This window comes from Xanthomonas sp. SHU 308 (assembly GCF_000364645.1).
Classification (GTDB): domain Bacteria; phylum Pseudomonadota; class Gammaproteobacteria; order Xanthomonadales; family Xanthomonadaceae; genus Xanthomonas_A; species Xanthomonas_A sontii.
Genome location: NZ_AQOK01000061.1, coordinates 1 through 16,791 on the forward strand (window position 1 = coordinate 1; position 16,791 = coordinate 16,791).

Genomic DNA, 16,791 nt, shown 5'->3' on the forward strand with positions numbered 1-16,791 from the left:
CCCGCGCTGGCCGCCGCTTCGGAAGGGAACCCGGTAAGGCAAAAGCAACAACCAAAGCAACGGCAACGGCAACGGCAACGGCAACGGCAGTAGCCATTATGGAGCTGCAAGCCCCGCGTAGGAGCGGCTTCAGCCACGACGAACGAAGCCGCGATGGTCTAAAGACCCCACGTGCGCCTCGCGCCCTATCTTCCTCCAAGATTCGTCCTCCAATGGCAGCAAACGCTTCACGCGCCAGCCTGCCGTGTCCAGCAAGGGCAACATCCAACCTGCCGCCAGCCACCGCAGCCCAGCCGGCGCTCGGGCTAAGATGCGCGCGGTGACCACCTGCGCCCGCTCCCGCTAATGTCCGGCATCCCGGCCGCCGTGCCGACGCCCCCGCCGTCGCTGCAACAGCAGACGCAGCGCCTGCTCGCGCAGGTGCAGCAGGCGCAGGCGCGCCAGGCGCAGGCCGATGCGGAGGTGGAGCGGCATCTGCCGGCGGTGGAGCAGGCGGTGGCCGCGATCCGGCGCCGGTTCGCTGCGCACGCCAGGATCGCGGCTCGGGCGGCGGTACGGCGCGAGCGCCGCCGCGCCTGGGGACCGGCGCTGCAGCTGCGGCCGCTGCTGCCGGACTGGCGCTGGCGCGCGGCCTTGATCGGCATGCTGGTGCTGGTCCTGCCGTGGACCAGCGCACACTGGCTGGGCGAGACGCGCAGCTTCCTGGTCTGGTGGCGCCAGGTCGGCCTGCACGGCGATGGCGGCCTGCTGCTGCAAAGTCTGCTGCCCTCGCTGCTGGCGTACGGTCTGCTGGTCGTCATCGGCGCGCAGTTGCTGGCCTGGCACCACAGTCATGTCGAGCGGCGCGCGCTGCGGACGTTCGCACGCATGCCGCTGGCGCTGGTGCAGGTGGCCGATGCCGCGCAGCACGATCCAGGATCGACGTATCCGGTGACCCGGGCGCCGTGGCCGCAGCGCGCCCTGCACAGCCGTTGGACGATGTCGGCCACGCATGGCGATCTGTCCGGTGCGCGCCTGCTGGCCTTGCACGACGGCAGCGAGGACCCGCGCCTGCAGGCGCTGATCGTGCTGCCCGATGCCCGCCATGCAGCGGCCCTGATCCTCCTCGACGCCGATCTGGCCGCCGACGCTCCGCCGTCGCTGCAATCGCTTGCGCTGTCACTGGCCGAAGACGCCGCCGTCGATGTCGCGCCGATCGCCGCGCTGCACGACCACGTGCAGGCCTGGGAGGTCGCGCGCGGCCAGCAACGCGCGCTGCAGCAGCGGCTGCAGAGCCTGGATGCGGTGCAACGGCACTGGGCCGACGTCGCGCTGCCCGACGCCACGCTCGACCAGATCTTGAAGCTGGTGGACCTGTTCGTGTCCGGGCGCCAGCCGGCGCCCAAGGGCATGCTCCTGCACGGGCCGCCGGGCACCGGCAAGACCCTGATCGCGCGCAAGCTGGCGCGCCACGCCGGCTGCCATTTCGAGGCGCTGGGCGTGGCCGACCTGAAGGCTGCGCACGTCGGTCACACCGGCCCCAAGGTGCAGGCGATCTGGCAGCGCTGCCGCACTCATGCGCCAGCGATCCTGTTCATCGACGAATGCGAGAGCGTGTTCGCGCGCCGCGGCGGCGCCGACAGCGACAGCTTCGGCGCCGAACTGGTGCAGACCTTTCTCGCCGAATGGGACGGCTTCCATGCCGCGCACGGCCAGGTGCTGGTGATCGGCGCGACCAACCGCCCGGCGCTGCTGGACGACGCGATCCTGTCGCGCTTCACCGCCAGCATCGCCGTCGGCCTGCCCGATGCCGCGGCGCGCGCGCGCATTCTCGGCGCCGAACTGCGGGGTGCCGGTTTCGCGCTGGAGCCGGACGCGCAGGCAATCGCCGACAGCACCGGCCTGTCCGGTCGCGACCTGCACACGCTGGTCGCGCGCGTCGCCGCCGAGTGCGTGGACGGTACGCTGGACAACGCCACCCTGCTCGCGCACCTGCGCGCGCTGCGCGGCAAAGGCTCCACTGCCGTCGCCACGCTCGGCTGGGACGACATCGTGCTGCCGGCGGCCACCGTCGAGGAGTTCGTCGGCCTGGGCAAGGAACTGCGCAATGCCGAGACCCTGGCCACGCTCGGCGTGCCGGTGCCGCGCGGGATCCTGATGGTCGGCCCGCCGGGCACCGGCAAGACCCAGGTCGCACGCATCCTCGCCAGCCAGTCGGGCCTGGCCTTCATCGCCCTGAGCAGCGCCGACCTCAAGGCCGGCTACCTAGGCCAGTCCGGCCAGCGCGTGCAGGCCGCGTTCGAGCGCGCGCGGGCGCAGGCGCCGTGCATCGTGTTCGTCGACGAACTGGACATCGTCGCGCCGGCGCGCGGTGCCGACGGCGACGACGCCTTCACCCGCGAGATCGTCGGCCAGCTGCTGCAGGAGCTGGACGGCGTCGCCAGCCACGCGGGCCAGGTGTTCCTGCTGGCCGCCAGCAACCATGCCGCCGCGATCGACCCGGCGCTGCTGTCGCGGCTGGACCGGCAGATCGTCATCGCCCTGCCCGACCACGCAGCGCGCGCCGCCATCGTGGCGCGCCTGCTGCGCGGCAAGCCGCTGGACCTCGACGCCGACGCCGCGGCGGCCTGGATCGCCGAGCGCAGCGAAGGCCACTCCGGCCGCGACCTGCAGAACTGGATCAGCCGCGCGATGCGTCGCGCCGTTCGCCGCACCTTGCAGCACAGCGACGATGCGTCCGGCACGCGACTGCAGTGGGACGATCTGGTCGAGACGGCGAACGTGACGATGTAAACACCTCGCAGGAAGAGGCAAGCACGGGGTGCGGAACCAGGAGTGCTGGCTGGAGTCCCTGTGGGAGGGGCTTCAGCCCCGACGCCAGGATTCACACAGAACCCATTTGCCACGGCGCACATCTCAACAACAGCGCAAGACCCAGTACAGAAGCTCTGACGTCCACACAACGCCCACGCTGGCATCATGCGGGCGACCCCACGGGACCGCAGCACGTGACCCACACCCCCTCATCCCCGCCGCCACGCGCCGAAGCCATCGTCGTGATGGGCGTGTCCGGCAGCGGCAAGACCAGCGTTGCCCAGGCACTGGCGGCCCACTACGGACTCACCTTCCTGGACGCGGACGACTTCCACAGCGCCGCCGCCAAGGCGCAGATGGCGCACGGCATCCCGCTCAGCGACGCGCAGCGCGCGCCCTGGGTGGCCACCTTGGCGCAGCGCCTGCGCGCATCGGTCGATGCCGGGCAGAGCGTCGTGCTGGCCTTCTCCGGCCTGCGCAAGGCGCACCGGCAGCAGCTACGGGACACCGGCGTGCCGATGCGCTTCGTGTTCCTGCACGCGGCCGCGCATGTCATCGCCGAGCGCCTGGCCGCGCGGCATGGCCATTTCATGCCACCGGTGCTGCTGCAAAGCCAGCTCGACACGCTGGAACTGCCACTGGACGAGGCCGACGTGATCTCGGTGGACGTGGACGCACCGTTCGCCACGGTTGTGGCCGATGCCATCACGCAACTGGATGCGAGCGCCGCGAGCGCCTAGCGTGTGCCTTGTCGGCATACCCTCAGCCATGCGCCCGTTTGTGGCGTTGGTGACGCAGGTTGCCCATCGTAGGAACGGCGTCAGCCGCGACGAACGAAGCGAGGTTCCCTGAGGAAATGCGTTCGTCTCCGAGCCAAAGCGCCTTCCGTCACCACCGCATTGAGGCCTTTCACTCGTGACGGCGGGCGAGGCGCTGATCTTTTTGCAGCGTGTAGTGCGACGATGCCTACAAGCGCCGCGCTACCCGCGGCGCTTCGCCCGACTTACCACGAAGCGCGACACGTTCGGCTCGTCGGGCACATGCCAGCGCCACGGCGCGTCCATCGCCTTGCTGATGCCGATCCGTGTGGTGACGACCGGCGTGGTCGGCGGCGGCGTCCCGTCCTGTCCCAGCCATAGGCGCGACTGCCGCGTGGTCAGGTCCAGCCCGTTGTCCGCACCCGTAACACCCAGCGCCTTGGCCAGGCGCCCCGGCCCACGGGTGAGATCGGCGGCGCGCGCGGCACCGCGTGCCGACTGCATCGCCTCGATCCCGGCCACAGGCGCCAAGGCGCGGATCAGCACCGCGTGCCCCGGCGCGCCACCGCATACCGCATTGAGCGCCCAATGCATGCCGTAGATGAAGTACACGTACAGATGCCCGGGCGGGCCGAACATCACCCGCGTGCGCGGGGTCATGCCGCGGAACGAGTGCGCCGCCGGATCCTCTGCACCACGGTAGGCCTCCACCTCGACAATGCGCCCGCAGCGACCGTCGGCTGTGACAAGCAGCTTGTTCAACAGCTCCGGCGCCACCACGCGGGCATCGCGCGCATAGAACGCACGCAGCAAGGGCTTGGCGACAAGCAACTCCATGCGATCAGTCTAAGCCCTGCAGCGAGGTCGGGTCGTGAGCCACCACCGGTGCATCCGCATCTCCACGGTCTCAATCGAACACGCCATCTCGCCGACCGTACCGCATGCTGCAGCTTGTGGGAGGGACTTCAGTCCCGACGCATGGAGTCTCCAGGACCAGGATCATTGTCCTGGTCCCCCGATCGCGGCAGCGCAGCTCGGTGAGCGGCGGCGGTCCTGTATCGAGGCATCAGCGCGGGTACAAAGCATGTTCGTCGCTGTGACGGCGACCAGACCATGCCGCATCCGCATCAGGGTACAGGGCACATCACATGCCCTGCCCAATTCCGCTCGAATCAACGACAAACGGCGCCCGCATCCTCAACCTGCCCACTCACTCCTGCGGAACGTTCAACTCCTTCAGCAATTGCGGCGCCGGATACACCTTGGCCATCAACCAGCGCAGATAGCGCATGTCCACATGGATCGCACGCTTGTAGTGCGGGTCGTACCACCAACTGGCGCTGACCGCCTCCCAGTTGCTGTCGAAGTTCAGCCCGATCAATTCGCCGCGCGCATTGAGCACCGGCGAACCGGAGTTGCCGCCGGTGGTGTCCAGGTTGGTCAGGAAGTTCACCGGCTGCGTCTTCGACTGCGGATCGACCGTGCTGCCAAAATCGCCCTTGGCGATCGCCGCCAGCAGCGGCTTGGGTGCATCAAACGGTTCCTTGCCGGTGTTCTTCTCGACGATCCCGGCCACCGTGGTCAGCGGCGCGAAGCTGACCGCATCGCGCGGCGCCAGCGGCTCGACGCGGCCATAGCTGATCCGCAGCGTGCTGTTGGCGTCCGGATACACCGCACGACCCTGCTGCTTGCGCCACGCGAACAGCGCACGCATGTAGGCCGGGCGCAGCCGCAACTGCTCGCCCTCGCGTGCCTTGCGTTCGTCGTCCAGCCTCTGCTGTGCCGGCACCAGCGTGGCGGCCAGCGCCAGCAACGGATCGGCCGCAGGCGCCCTGCCTTCGCGCGCAGCGGCGAAGCGCGACAGCCGCTCGGCCTCGGTGCCCAGCGCCGTGCCGGCATAGGCCTTGTCCAGCGCCGCCTGCAGTTGCGCCGGAGTCCGCCCGAACGCCGCATCGAACTCCGGTACCCGCTGCGCATCCGGTAGCTGCTGGTAGCGCGTCAGCAGCGTCGTCAGCAGCGCCTTCTCCACGCTCGGCGAATAGCGCCGCTGCACCTGCTTGAGCATGCCCTCGATCAGTGCCAGGTCGCGCTGCTGGTAGCCGCTCTCGCGCCGATCGTCCGGCTTGCCCGCCTCCAACCGCAGCCGCTCCAGCGTCAGCGCCGAACGCAGTGCCTGGGTCTGCGTGGCGATCAAGCCCAGCAGCAGATCGCGCTCGCGCAGCGCCGAGGCCTGGCCAAGTACCTTCTGCAGCGCCGCGATATCGCGCGCATCGCTGCCGCGGGTCGCCGCAAGCATGCCGCGCTCGTCCTCCGCACGCAGCCGCACCGCATCGCTGCGCTGCAGCCCTTCCAGTTCACCGGCGGCCCGCTTACGGTTGTTCTTCAGCGACTGCAGCTGTGAGGCGTAGCGCGTGCGCGCTTCCGCGTCGGCCTTGCCCGATGCTTCGATCACCTCGATCAACTGGTCCAGTACCGCTACCCGCTGCGGCAGCGTCGCCTCCACCTGCTCGGCGAACTCGGCCGCCGTGCGATGCCGGTAAGTGATGCCGGGGTAACCGGCCAGCATCGCGAAATCCCCAGCCTTCGGCCCATCCGTGGCGATCTGCAGATGCGCCGGCGGCTGGTAGGGCATGTTGTCGGCGCTGTAGTCCGCCGGCTTGCCGTCCTTGCCCACGTACGCGCGCAGCAAGGTGAAATCGCCGCTGTGCCGCGGCCACATGAAGTTGTCGATCTCGTCGCCGTAGTTGCCGATCGCCCGCGGCGGCGCATATACCAGGCGCACGTCGCGCAGCTCCAACTGGCGGATCCGGTAGAAATCGCTGCCGTAATACATGTTGGCCACGCTGCAGCGCACCCCGGCCTCGCGCTCGCAGTCGGCGACGATCCGCTTGCTCGCCGCATCCACCGCATCGTAGTAGGCGCGCCCGGTCTTGCCCTTGGCCGACCCCAGCACCTGATCGGTGACCTTGTCGAAACCCACCGTCACCAACACCCGGAAGTCCGGATTGGCTGCTCGCTCGTCGGCCCGGTTCCGCGCAATGAACCCGTTCTCGATCAGGTTCTCCTTGGCGGAGGTGTTGTACTGGATCACCCCGTAGGCGACGTGGTGATTGGTCAACAGCAACCCGTCCCCGGACACGAACGCCCCGGTACCGCCCCCGACCTTCACCACCGCACTCAATGGTGGCTGGGTCACCTCCGCCAACGTCTGTGGATCGCCCTGGAAGCCAGCCTCGTGCAGCGGCTTGGCCAGCTCCGGCATCTGCGACGGCATCCACATGCCTTCGTCGGCGTGGGCAGTGGTGGTGAGGGCTAGGCTTAGAGTGAGAGATGCGGCAAGGCAGTTGGGCAAGGGCATGCAGAGGTCAAGGCAAAGAACATGACCGCGACCTTAGCCGGCCAATGCGATCGCAGCAACCAAGACGCCGATCCATTCATCGGTGGGTGTGATTTTTACCAAGAAAGATCCAGAATGCTTGAGACAAAAAATAGCGCAGGGTCAGCTCACTTCCTAAGCCCCTATACACAAATTCCTGCTATTAATAAATGAACCCGACCCCATTACTCCGCAAGAAAATGCACTATGACCCCTGTTCTCCTTACCTGTTCTCCTAAGCGTTGCCCAAAGCCAAGCAGCGAGCGATTTTTCAGGTGCTGGATTCGATCATCGCTGCGCATCAGTAGCCACACAAGACAACCCAAAAAACAACAAGGCCCGCAGCGACGCGGGCCTTGTCGTGACCGTGCCGAAATCATCCAACAAGTTCTTTAGTCGGCATTTCGCCTCTTAAAGCACCACACCTTCTCGATGTAGATCGAGCCGGCTGGCTTCTCGCCGCCACGCCAAACATATATCCCTGAAACATCCACTGAGAAAACTCTAATCGCACGGTCTGAAAGTTTTCCTTCCACAGCAACATCGAAACGCCGTATACTCTCCACATCCAATTTTGACTCTTCAGCGTCAAATGGGATGACAACCACTGAGGGGCATTTCGGATCAGTGATTACGCTTCGCTCTAGCAGATCACTGGTAAAAATCGCTCGGACTCGTACTTGCGCTCCGCTGGCCTCCTTCCCTCTCTGTGTCAACTCGCAAATTGAAGAAATGGCGGCGCCGGAATGTCCAGACATAGGCCGCAGTTCAGTTGCCATCGCGATTGGTGGCAATTCAATCTGGACAGCAAGACTGAAAGCAACAGCAAGGAGTCGATTCAGTTGCATGCAGGATTTCCTTGACACCATGTATCGGTTGAAGCATCAGTACCAGCGGCAACTTCTTGCGGAGTAGAAACCCCGAGATTCATGCCTAAACCCTGCCCGACAGCGGCCTGAGTCTGATACTTATTCATTTCAGTCCTATATTCCGTCGCTCTAGAGTTCGGGCACCCAACTCTCTGATAGTCAAGCTCGTGGCGCCCCTCATGAGCCAGTGCCGCCGAACCTCTCGCATTGCCAATATCACCGGCAGATTTTCCCGGATTTGCACGCAAGTACGCCGACGAAAAACTCGCATCTGCTTTAGATCAATTTTGATGTTTACATTAGACTCTGCGCTAGCCAACGTGTTCTTCGCAAGCGATAAAGGAGTGATCATTACTCCACTCTTATCCCCAACCTTTCCAAGGTAATTTGATACAACATCGAGCTTCTTGCATCTATCAGACTTAGGGCTGAGAGAGGCAGCAAGTTTGGCAGGAATGGGCATGGAACGGTTCAGGAACAAGACAGGGCTCGACCTTAGCACCCGGCTTGTAACAGCCAGCCTTATTCGCATACTGGGAGCACGCGACAACGCCTTCTCATCGAAACGCTACCGAAGCCGTTGCAGTGATCACACGATGCATGCGTCACCGTTTGAGGGTCATCTTCTTCTTTGAAGATCTTCAACGACCCTATACAGAAATCTAGTGACCGCTAGCGCGTCAAAGAATTTACCGTCCTTGACGCCTGTAACAGGCATCAGCACCTCTCTACCCGAGGAAAGTCGAACGAGCAAACTTAGGCTCTTTTTCTCATTAGGAAGTGAATGGTAGAGAATTTCGCCATATTTGACTTGAAGCACTTCCGTACTTTCCCTCCACGCCATCCCCTCGGAGAAGAACGCGACGTCTCCAACATGCTCGGCTCGATTTCTATAGAGCCCAATAAATTCACCAAGCGACACGTCTCTGAACTCTTCGGGGATAGAGCAAGCTTCCCTCGATGTAACGAAATTTTCTAGTGGGCGCAAAATCCTGTGTGCGCGGCTTTGGGGGTTCATGAGAACTCGATAGATCCGTTGCAGGAGGTGGCTCTATTTTTCTTTCCGCCAATTCACCGACCCACGGTTCTCCACCGTGCTCGATTCCACCTCGGCGTCGAAGCCGCGGCCCAGCAGATATTTCAGCGTCAAGACCGAGCCGCTGCCGATCAGCGACACGCCGTAGCTGACGTAGAGTTTCGGCGAGAGATATTTGCCGAAACCCACCACCGAGCCGCCGAGGGTGCGCGACTGGCTGACGCCGGCGTCGTCGAAGCCGAGCTTGGCGCCGAGTTGCGAGGCGAGCAGGCCGCTGCCGGCCGACAGCGCGCTGGCTGCGGCGGTGACCTGGTCGGCTTCGGCGCTGCTGGTGTTGCTGAGGCTGCGGCCCAGCACCAGGTAGGACATCGCCTCCGATTGCGACATCGACGGGTCCGACCACACGTCCGCATGCGGGGCGGTGGCACGGCCGGTGACGTCGATGCCGGCGGTGACGTCGCCGACCTGGCGCTGCGCGCGGATGTTGATGCGCGGGTCGGAGACGATGTTGTTGCTCCAGGTGAGCTGGCCGCGGGTGATGGTCAGATCCTGGCCGTACGCCTTGTACTTGCCGCTGACGTCCAGCCCGCCGGTGGCGGTGGTTTCGCGGCCCGGCCGCGAGCGCACCTGCATCGCGCCGGTCAGCGCACCCTTGAGGCCGAAGCCGGCCATCTTGACCTGGTCGCCCAGGGTCACGCGCAGGTCCATCTCCAGCGGCGAGGTCGGCGTGGCCTCGGGGTCGGCCGGGTCCAGCACCACCACGTCCTCGGACAGCGAGGTGCCGCGGTCCAGCCGTTCCAGGTCGATGTCGGCCGAGGGCACGGTGACCTGGCCGCTCAGCATCATGGTCTTGTTGGCGATGCCGAACTGCAGGTCGGGATTGGCCACCGCGCGCAGTTCGGCGGTATTGGACACCAGCACGTTGGTGCCGCGGATGTTCAACTGCAGCGGCGTGCGGTCGCCGTACCAGGACAGGCCGCCATCGACGTTGAGGGTGCCTTCGCCGGACTTGACCGAGGCGACGATGCGCGCCGAGCCATCCGGCTGCGCGTCGAAACGGCCCTTGCCCTCACTCAGGGTCAGGCCCAGCGCCGGCAGTTCGCCGGTGAAGTTGCTCAGCGTGGCGTCGCCACCCATCGCCGGCTGCGAGCGGGTGCCGCGCAGGCTGACGTGGCCTTCGATCAGGCCCTTGGGCCGGACCAGATCCGGCGAGAACAGCTCCAGCCAGTACAGCCGCGCCATGTTCATGTAGATCTCGCCGGTCAGCGGCGCGTACGCGTCCCAGCCGGTGTCGACGGTGGCGTCGACGAAGCCGTCGCCCTGGAAGCCGATGCCGAGCTTGGAGTGGATGTGCTGGGCGCTGAAGTCGGTGACGAAACTGAACTGGTCGTAGCGCAGCAGTTCGCCGCGGGCGTTGTCGCCCAGGCGCAGGCCGCCTTCGCGCGACGCCAGGCGCAGCGAACCCTGCCAGGCGTTGCCGGCCGGCTTGAAGCTGCCGTCGATGGACAGGTCGCCGCGCAGGTACATCTTGCGGCCGTTGCTCGGCGGCAGCCATGGCTGCACCAGCGCCAACGGCAGGGCGTCACCGCGCAGGGTCAGGCCCTGCTTCGGCCAGTCGGCGGACACGCACAGTGCGCCGCCGCTGCCCGGAGCCAGGCAGCTCTCGGACAGGCTGAAGGCGCTGCCGGCCACGCTGAAATTGGCCGGCTGCCGCAGCTGCCACGGTTCGCCCTTGGCCGGGGCGATACGCAGCGTGTTCAAAGCGCCCTGCCAGCGCGCGCCGTCGCGGCGCACCTGCCCGACCAGGGCCAATGCGCCCATGTCGTTCTCGGTCTTGGCATCGAGTTGCAGGTTCTCTACCGCGCCACGCGCGTCCACGCTCAGTGTCTGCAGCAGCACGCCGGCATTGATCGCGCTGCCGCGCAGGGCGAGTTCGCCGCCGTTGCCGCGCCAGGGCAGGCGCCCGCGCAGGCTGAGGCTGTCGGCGCTGTAACTGTCCCACTTCAGGCCGCTGCCGGTGAGGTCGGCGGTGAGATCGGGCGCGTCGCGGCGGCCCTTGACCTGCACGCTGCCGCGCAGGCTGCCGGCGCCGCCGGGCAGCAGGTCGGCCAGTTGCAGCGGCTGCAGTTGCGCGTCCACGTCGAGCTGGTCGCCGACCTTGCCCTGCGCCTGCAGGCGACTGTCGCCCAGGCTCAGTTGCAGCTTGCCTTCGCCCTGGCTGCCTTGCAGGGCGAGCTTGGCGTTGGCGTCGAGCGGGCGGCTGCGCAGGCGTCCGTTCAAGCGCGGGATGTCGAGCGTGGCCTGGTAGCCGGCGGCACTGCCGTCCGGCCGCGCCGGCAACTGCTTGCCCTGTGAGGCGAAGGTGCCGGACAGCTTGCCGTCCCAGCCCGGTGCGAAGTAGCCGGGATCGAACCCAGCCAGCGTGCCTTGCACGTCCCAGTTCAACTCCGGCACCCAGGCCACGTTGCCGCCCAGGTCGAGCGTACCGCTGGGCATGGTCGCGCGCACCTGCTTCAGCTGCGCCTGGCGATCGTCGCCGCGCACGTCCAGTTGCAGGTTGGCGCTGTCCTTGCCGCGGGCGACCGTGGCCTCGCCGTAGGTGGCCCATTGCTTCAGCGTGCCGGCCACCCCCAGGTTGGCCTCGACCAGCTTGATCGGCACTGCCGGTGCGTCCGGGGTGGACGGATCCGGCGCGGTGGCGAAGCTCATGCCGCTGGCGTTGACCGCAAAGCGCAACTGCGCATTGTTCGGGTCGCGCAGATCGGCGGTGCCGCGCAGGCGCAGTTGCCCGTCGAACGCGCGCAGTTGCAGCGGCGCGACGGTGAGCACCTGGTTGTCCAGGCTCAGGTGCGAGGGATCAAGAACAATTTTCTGCCCGTCGCGCGACAGTTCGCCCTGCAGATCGGCGTTACCGCCCTTGCCCTTGGCGCGCAGGTCGAAGGCCAGCGGCACGGACGCCGGCGCCTCGTCGGTCGGCGGCACCAACAGTGACGGATCCAGCGCCTTGCTGCTGGCGGCGAACTCCCACACCGGATCGGTGCGGCCGGTGAACACCAGCGTGGCGCGCAGCGGCGCCGGTGCGTTGCCGGCAATGGCCACTTCCATCTTGTCCAGGTCGCCGCGCGCGACCAGACCCAGGCGCGCCGGGGTGCGCCCGCGTGCGGCCGGCAGCACGGCGCTGGCGGTAAGGTCGGCCTTGTAGTCCTGTCCCGGCAGGTAATCGCCATTGACGCGGAAATCGCCGCGGTCGCTGGTCACCACCACCTGGGTGGCGTGGAACTCGCCGTTGGCCACTTCCACGCCGCCGCGCAGCGTGCGGATGTCGATCATCGGCTGCTGCGCCTGGGTGATGCGCAGGCCATCGATGGCGATGCGGTCGGCCTGCAGCGCCAGCGGCACCTCGATCTGCGGCAGCGACTGCGGCCAACGCGGCAGTTCGAACGGTTCGTCGCTCTTGGCCAGGTTGAGCGTGGCGTTGGTCAGCTCCAGCGCATCCAGTTGCAGCTTGCGCCCGAGCAGCGGGCGGATGTCCGGCTCCAGATAGGCGCGCTCGGCGGTGAAGTGGATCTCGTTGTAGCGGAAGTCCAGGTTGTGCAGGGTCAGCGGACCGGCCAGCGGCCCTTCGGCGCGTTCCCAGGTGAGCGTCGAACCGGCCGGCAGCCGCGCCACCACCTGCGCCAGCAGCACGTCGCGCCCGGCCACGGTCTGCAGTAGCCAGTACAGCGCGATCGCCGCCAGCAGCACCAGGCCGGCAATGGTCAGCGCCGAGCCCCACCAGAAGCGCTTGCGCCGATAGAAGCGCGGGCGCCGCGGCGGCGGTGCGGTGGGCGACGTCGGCTCGATCGGCGCGCTCACAGATTGGCTCCGATGTTGAGATAGAGCTGGAACTGCGAGTCGGGATCGTTCAAGCCATGGGCGATGTCCACCCGCACCGGGCCGACCGGCGAGCGCCAGCGCAGGCCGAAGCCGACGCCGGTGTGCCAGTCCGGCGTGTCGTCGAAGGCGCTGCCGCTGTCGACGAACACCGCACCACCCCACGGGCCGCCCTTGAAGTAATGCTCGTACTCGGCGCTACCGGTGAGAATGTGCTTGGCGCCGAGCGCGAAACGGTCCGGCCGCGGCGTGCGCGGGCCGACTTCTCGGAACGCATAGCCGCGGATGCTGTTGTCGCCGCCGGCGAAGAACCGCAGGCTTGGCGGCATCGCCACCAGCGCGTCGGTCCAGGTACTGCCGGCTTCGCCGCGCAGGATCAGGCGGTCGTTGTCGCCGATGCCGTGGAACCAGTTCACCCGCATGTGCGCCTGCACGAAGCTGGCATCCGAGCCCACACCCTCGGCGCCACCGCGCAGGCTGATGTTGCCGCTGAAGCCCTTGCGCGGGAACACCTTGTCGTCGACGCCGACGTAGTCGGCTTCGATCTGCGGATAGAACAGCGTCGAGGTCTGGTACAGCGCGCCGTCGAAGACCTCATCGGTGGCGTAGCGCCAGCGTTCGCGCAGCGCGTTGATCGAGGCGATCGCGGTCCAGTGCTCGTTGATCTGGCCGCTGCGGCTGCCGGTGAGCTTGACGTTGCGCAGGTCGATGTAGTCGGTCTGCTCGTCGTAGACGCGCAGCGAGGTGGTGTACCAGCCGTCGAGCCAGCGGAACGCCGGGATCCGGTAGCTGGTGATGAAACTCTTGCGCTTCTGCGCGTAGTCCAGCTGCGTGCTGAGCTTGTGCCCGCGCGCGTTGACGTAGCGGCGGTCCACGCCCAGGCGCACGCCGGCGCCGCTCTCGCTGCCGTAGCTGAGGCCGGCGGTGTAGATGCTGCGCTTGGCGCGGGTGAGGTTGACGTCCACCGGCACGTCGCCGTTGGCGTCGGCCTCTTCCGGCTTGGGCTGGATGTCGATGACGCTGAAGTAGTCGAGTTTGACCAGCGACTCGCGCAGGCGGTCGAGCTTGCCCTCGTGGTAGTAGCTGCCTTCCTTCCAGTACACCAGCGGATCGAACAGCTTCTGGTTGAAGTAGTCCTGGTGGAAGCGGATCGGGCCCATGTTGTAGCGGCGGCCGCTGTCCCAGCTCAGGTCGATGTCGGCGGCGTGGTCGGCGCGAGTCACCTCGACCTTGCGCTGGGTGAAGTCGGCATCGAAGTAGCCGCGCTCGGCCAGGCGCCGGGTGATGGTGACCTTGCTGGTCTCGTAGACGCTGCTGACGAAGATGTCGCCCTTGCGCGGGCGGAAGTTCTTCAGGTCCTCGCCCAGGTAGCGGTCGTCCTCTGCCGGGCCGGTGATGCCCACCTGGAAATTGCGCACCCGCACCGGCTCGCCCTTGTCCACGTGCACCACCACGGTCAGCTTGTCGTCCTGGCGGGGCGCGTCGACGGTGATCTTGGGAGTGAAGTAGCCGAACGGCTCCAGCGCCTGCCGGGTCTGCCGTTCGGCCTGGCTCAGCAGGTACTCCAGGCGCGACTCGCCCTGGTCCTTGCCGATGGCGTCGTACAGCGACAGCGAGACCTGGATGTTCTCGATTATCGCCGCGTCCTCGTCCTTGTTCAGGCCCTGGATCTGTACCTTTTCGATGACGCCACGGCCCTCGGCGAGGCCGGCCAGGGAGAGCAGGGACAGGAAGGTGGCGAGACGGGGGATGGGTCGCATGGGCGTCAGAATACCGGCACCCCATGTGAAGCTGTTAACTAGACGTTTGTTACATGTGACCGGGATGTCGGGTGCACGGCATTTGCGCAGGGGCATTCGTGCTTTCCGGACGCACGGCATTCGGAGCGTCTACGCCGGGAGCCGCGCTGCGCCTGCGCCCTTGCCAAGCCACGGCGACGGCGCCACGCTGACGCCTCGACCCGCAGGAACGCCGCATGTCCACCGTGATCGCCACCGCGCGCCTCGTACTGCGCCGACTGGACCCCGAAAGCGACGCCGCGCCGATGCTGGCCCTGCTCAACGACCCCGGCTTCCTGGCGCACATCGGCGACCGCGGCGTGCGCGCCGTAACGCAGGCCAGCCGCTATCTCGCCGATGGCTCGGTGCGCAGCTACGCCGAGCACGGCTTCGGTCTGTATGCGGTGGAGCGCCGCGACGACGGCGCCTGGCTTGGTGTGGCGGGGCTGGTGCTGCGTCCGACCCTGCCCGCCCCTGATCTGGGCTATGCCCTGCTGCAACCCTATGCGGGCCAGGGCTACGCCAGCGAGGCGGCGCGCGCGGTGCTGGATTACGCGCGCACAGTGCTCGCGCTGCCGCGCGTCTACGCCATCGTGGCTCCGGGCAATGCGCGCTCGCTGCGGCTGCTCGCCGCACTGGGCTTCGTCGCTCAGGGGCGGGTGCGCCTGAGTCCGGAGGCGGCCGAGGTCGAACTGTATCATTGCGAGTTGGATGCACCCGAGGAGCACGCCTGAACATGGACACCTTGCACACACTGCGGCTGTTCGCCAACTACAGCCAATGGATGAACCAGCGTCTCTACGCCGCGGCCGCGACCCTGCCGGACGCCGCGATCACCGAGCCGCGCGGCGCCTTCTTCGGGTCGCTGTTGGGCACGCTCAACCACTTGGTGGTGGCCGATACGATCTGGCTGCAGCGCTTCGCCCAGCATCCGGCACGGCACCCGGCGCTGCAGGCCATCGCCGCCACGCCGGTCCCCACGGCCCTGGATGCGCCGCAGGCCGACTGCCTGGCGGACCTGCGGACGCAACGCGAGTCCCTGGATGCGACGATCGCCGAGTGGATGTCGCAACTGCATGCCGACGACCTCGACGTGGCGCTGCGCTATCGCAACACCCGAGGCGAATCGCACGGCCGGCGCTTCGGCGACCTGCTGCTGCATTTCTTCAACCACCAGACCCACCATCGTGGCCAGGCCACCACCCTGCTGAGCCAGGCGGGTGCCGATGTCGGTGTCACCGACATGCTGGCGGTGATTCCGCAGGTGGAGGTGGAGTGATCCTGCGATCGCGGGGCGCTGCGCTTGGTGCGTGCCTTGATGTTTAGGGCACCTGTAGTAACGCGCCTTGCCGCGGTTTTGCGGGGGGTCTGCCGCCGCTCCTACAAGTGAGCGTTCTTTGGTTAACCAGAGGCTTCGTTTAGAAGCCCATCCACGCAGCGTCACTCGTGCGCGAGCTGCGCCTGCAACTGCGCCACGATCTCGCGCAGCTCCGCCACCTCGGCCTCCAACGCCTGCACCCGCCCTTCCAACTCATCGTTGCCCGAGGCGGTCGGCCGCGCCTTGAACGTGGCCGCCAGCGCCTCCGCATCCACCGGACCAGCGAGCAAATGCATGTAGCGGTCCTCGCGCTGCCCGCTGGCACGCGGCAACTGCACCGCCAACTGACGCTGCGCCAGCCGTTCCAACTGATGGCGGACGTCGTCCGCATCGGCGAAGCGCGCCATGCGCTCGGCCCGCGTCAGCAACTCGTTGGCGGTCTGCGGACCGCGCAACAGCAGCAGGCCGAGCAGGGCCACCTGTTGCTGGGTCAGATCCAGCGCCGACGCCAACCGATGCTCGTAGCGCTCGGCGCGCGAAGAGAACTGCTGCCGCACCAACCCGCGCCCCTCCAGTTGCCGCAGCGCATGCTGCACATCGCCCGGGCTCAACGACATCACCGGCTCGCGCGAGGTCTTCTGATTGGCCGCCACCACCGTCGCATTGACCGTGAGCGGATACGCATCCGGCGTGGTCGCCTCTTTCTCGATCAGGCAGCCGAGGGCGCGGGCTTCGGTGGTGGAAAGGACGGGAACGGTGGGGGAGTCGGTCATGGTATTGGCGTCTTGCTGGTCAGGGGCGAAGCATACTGCTTGAGAGTTTCGGCTCTGCGGGCTGCTGCCGTACCGATCGTGGTGTCTTGCTTGACAGGTTGTTGCCAACGGTCAGGCTGGTGCCATCGCCACCACGCATCAGGCCGGACTCGTCTCATAGTGCGGTTGGCTGTAGCGTAAGGTTGTTGCCCGCCAGCAGCGCGGCGCTGTTGCCGGC

Annotated in this window: 11 protein-coding genes; 4 read left to right on the forward strand and 7 right to left on the reverse strand. The window is 66.8% G+C overall.

Annotated features, from left to right (window positions below; translation table 11 throughout):
• The first annotated feature begins 366 nt into the window (after positions 1–366).
• A complete protein-coding gene (locus tag D588_RS0102860) occupies positions 367–2,772 on the forward strand; it encodes an AAA family ATPase (protein ID WP_232764204.1) in 2,406 nt (801 codons plus the stop codon).
• Positions 2,773–3,038: 266 nt separating this feature from the next.
• Positions 3,039–3,533 carry a gluconokinase gene (locus D588_RS0102865; protein ID WP_017914896.1) on the forward strand — a complete coding sequence of 165 codons (495 nt, stop codon included), beginning with the start codon at positions 3,039–3,041 and terminating at the stop codon, positions 3,531–3,533.
• A gap of 240 nt (positions 3,534–3,773) precedes the next feature.
• Here D588_RS0102865 and D588_RS0102870 read toward each other — a convergent pair whose 3' ends face one another.
• From D588_RS0102870 to D588_RS0102885, 6 genes are all read right to left on the reverse strand, one after another.
• Positions 3,774–4,388: a DNA-3-methyladenine glycosylase gene (locus tag D588_RS0102870; protein ID WP_017914897.1), complete on the reverse strand. Its 615-nt coding sequence runs from the start codon at positions 4,386–4,388 to the stop codon at positions 3,774–3,776.
• A 373-nt stretch (positions 4,389–4,761) separates the two neighbouring features.
• On the reverse strand, positions 4,762–6,909 hold the full coding sequence (locus D588_RS0102875; protein WP_026143309.1) for a S46 family peptidase: 2,148 nt from the start codon (positions 6,907–6,909) through the stop codon (positions 4,762–4,764).
• Positions 6,910–7,319: 410 nt separating this feature from the next.
• Entirely contained in the window at positions 7,320–7,775 is a 456-nt protein-coding gene (locus D588_RS27530) for a hypothetical protein (RefSeq protein WP_157836398.1), read from the reverse strand.
• A gap of 640 nt (positions 7,776–8,415) precedes the next feature.
• Positions 8,416–8,814 carry a hypothetical protein gene (locus D588_RS28350; RefSeq protein WP_157836399.1) on the reverse strand — a complete coding sequence of 133 codons (399 nt, stop codon included), beginning with the start codon at positions 8,812–8,814 and terminating at the stop codon, positions 8,416–8,418.
• 33 nt (positions 8,815–8,847) lie between these two features.
• Positions 8,848–12,687, reverse strand: coding sequence for a translocation/assembly module TamB domain-containing protein (locus D588_RS0102880; protein WP_017914899.1), 3,840 nt, complete (start codon positions 12,685–12,687; stop codon positions 8,848–8,850).
• A complete protein-coding gene (locus D588_RS0102885; protein ID WP_017914900.1) occupies positions 12,684–14,465 on the reverse strand; it encodes an autotransporter assembly complex family protein in 1,782 nt (593 codons plus the stop codon). Before D588_RS0102885 ends, D588_RS0102880 begins: the two co-directional genes overlap by 4 nt.
• Before the next feature lie 215 nt (positions 14,466–14,680).
• Here D588_RS0102885 and D588_RS0102890 point away from each other — a divergent pair, with 215 nt between their 5' ends.
• The gene (locus D588_RS0102890; protein ID WP_017914901.1) at positions 14,681–15,217 is read left to right on the forward strand and encodes a GNAT family N-acetyltransferase; all 537 of its coding nucleotides are present in this window, start codon (positions 14,681–14,683) and stop codon (positions 15,215–15,217) included.
• Positions 15,218–15,219: 2 nt separating this feature from the next.
• Positions 15,220–15,762 carry a DinB family protein gene (locus D588_RS0102895; protein ID WP_017912075.1) on the forward strand — a complete coding sequence of 181 codons (543 nt, stop codon included), beginning with the start codon at positions 15,220–15,222 and terminating at the stop codon, positions 15,760–15,762.
• Positions 15,763–15,923: 161 nt separating this feature from the next.
• On the opposite strand, the gene D588_RS0102900 is transcribed toward D588_RS0102895, so the two are convergent.
• Positions 15,924–16,574 (reverse strand): DUF480 domain-containing protein, encoded by a 651-nt coding sequence (locus D588_RS0102900; RefSeq protein ID WP_017914902.1) that lies wholly within the window; start codon positions 16,572–16,574, stop codon positions 15,924–15,926.
• Between the last annotated feature and the right edge of the window lie 217 nt (positions 16,575–16,791).

Bases quoted from the DNA above. Each gene is read 5' to 3' on its own strand.
- D588_RS0102890 (WP_017914901.1), top strand. From the start codon at position 14,681: ATGTCCACCGTGATCGCCACCGCGCGCCTCGTACTGCGCCGACTGGAC.
- D588_RS0102875 (WP_026143309.1), bottom strand. From the start codon at position 6,909: ATGCCCTTGCCCAACTGCCTTGCCGCATCTCTCACTCTAAGCCTAGCC.
- D588_RS28350 (WP_157836399.1), bottom strand. From the start codon at position 8,814: ATGAACCCCCAAAGCCGCGCACACAGGATTTTGCGCCCACTAGAAAAT.
- D588_RS0102865 (WP_017914896.1), top strand. From the start codon at position 3,039: ATGGGCGTGTCCGGCAGCGGCAAGACCAGCGTTGCCCAGGCACTGGCG.
- D588_RS0102900 (WP_017914902.1), bottom strand. From the start codon at position 16,574: ATGACCGACTCCCCCACCGTTCCCGTCCTTTCCACCACCGAAGCCCGC.
- D588_RS0102885 (WP_017914900.1), bottom strand. From the start codon at position 14,465: ATGCGACCCATCCCCCGTCTCGCCACCTTCCTGTCCCTGCTCTCCCTG.
- D588_RS0102870 (WP_017914897.1), bottom strand. From the start codon at position 4,388: ATGGAGTTGCTTGTCGCCAAGCCCTTGCTGCGTGCGTTCTATGCGCGC.
- D588_RS27530 (WP_157836398.1), bottom strand. From the start codon at position 7,775: ATGCAACTGAATCGACTCCTTGCTGTTGCTTTCAGTCTTGCTGTCCAG.
- D588_RS0102895 (WP_017912075.1), top strand. From the start codon at position 15,220: ATGGACACCTTGCACACACTGCGGCTGTTCGCCAACTACAGCCAATGG.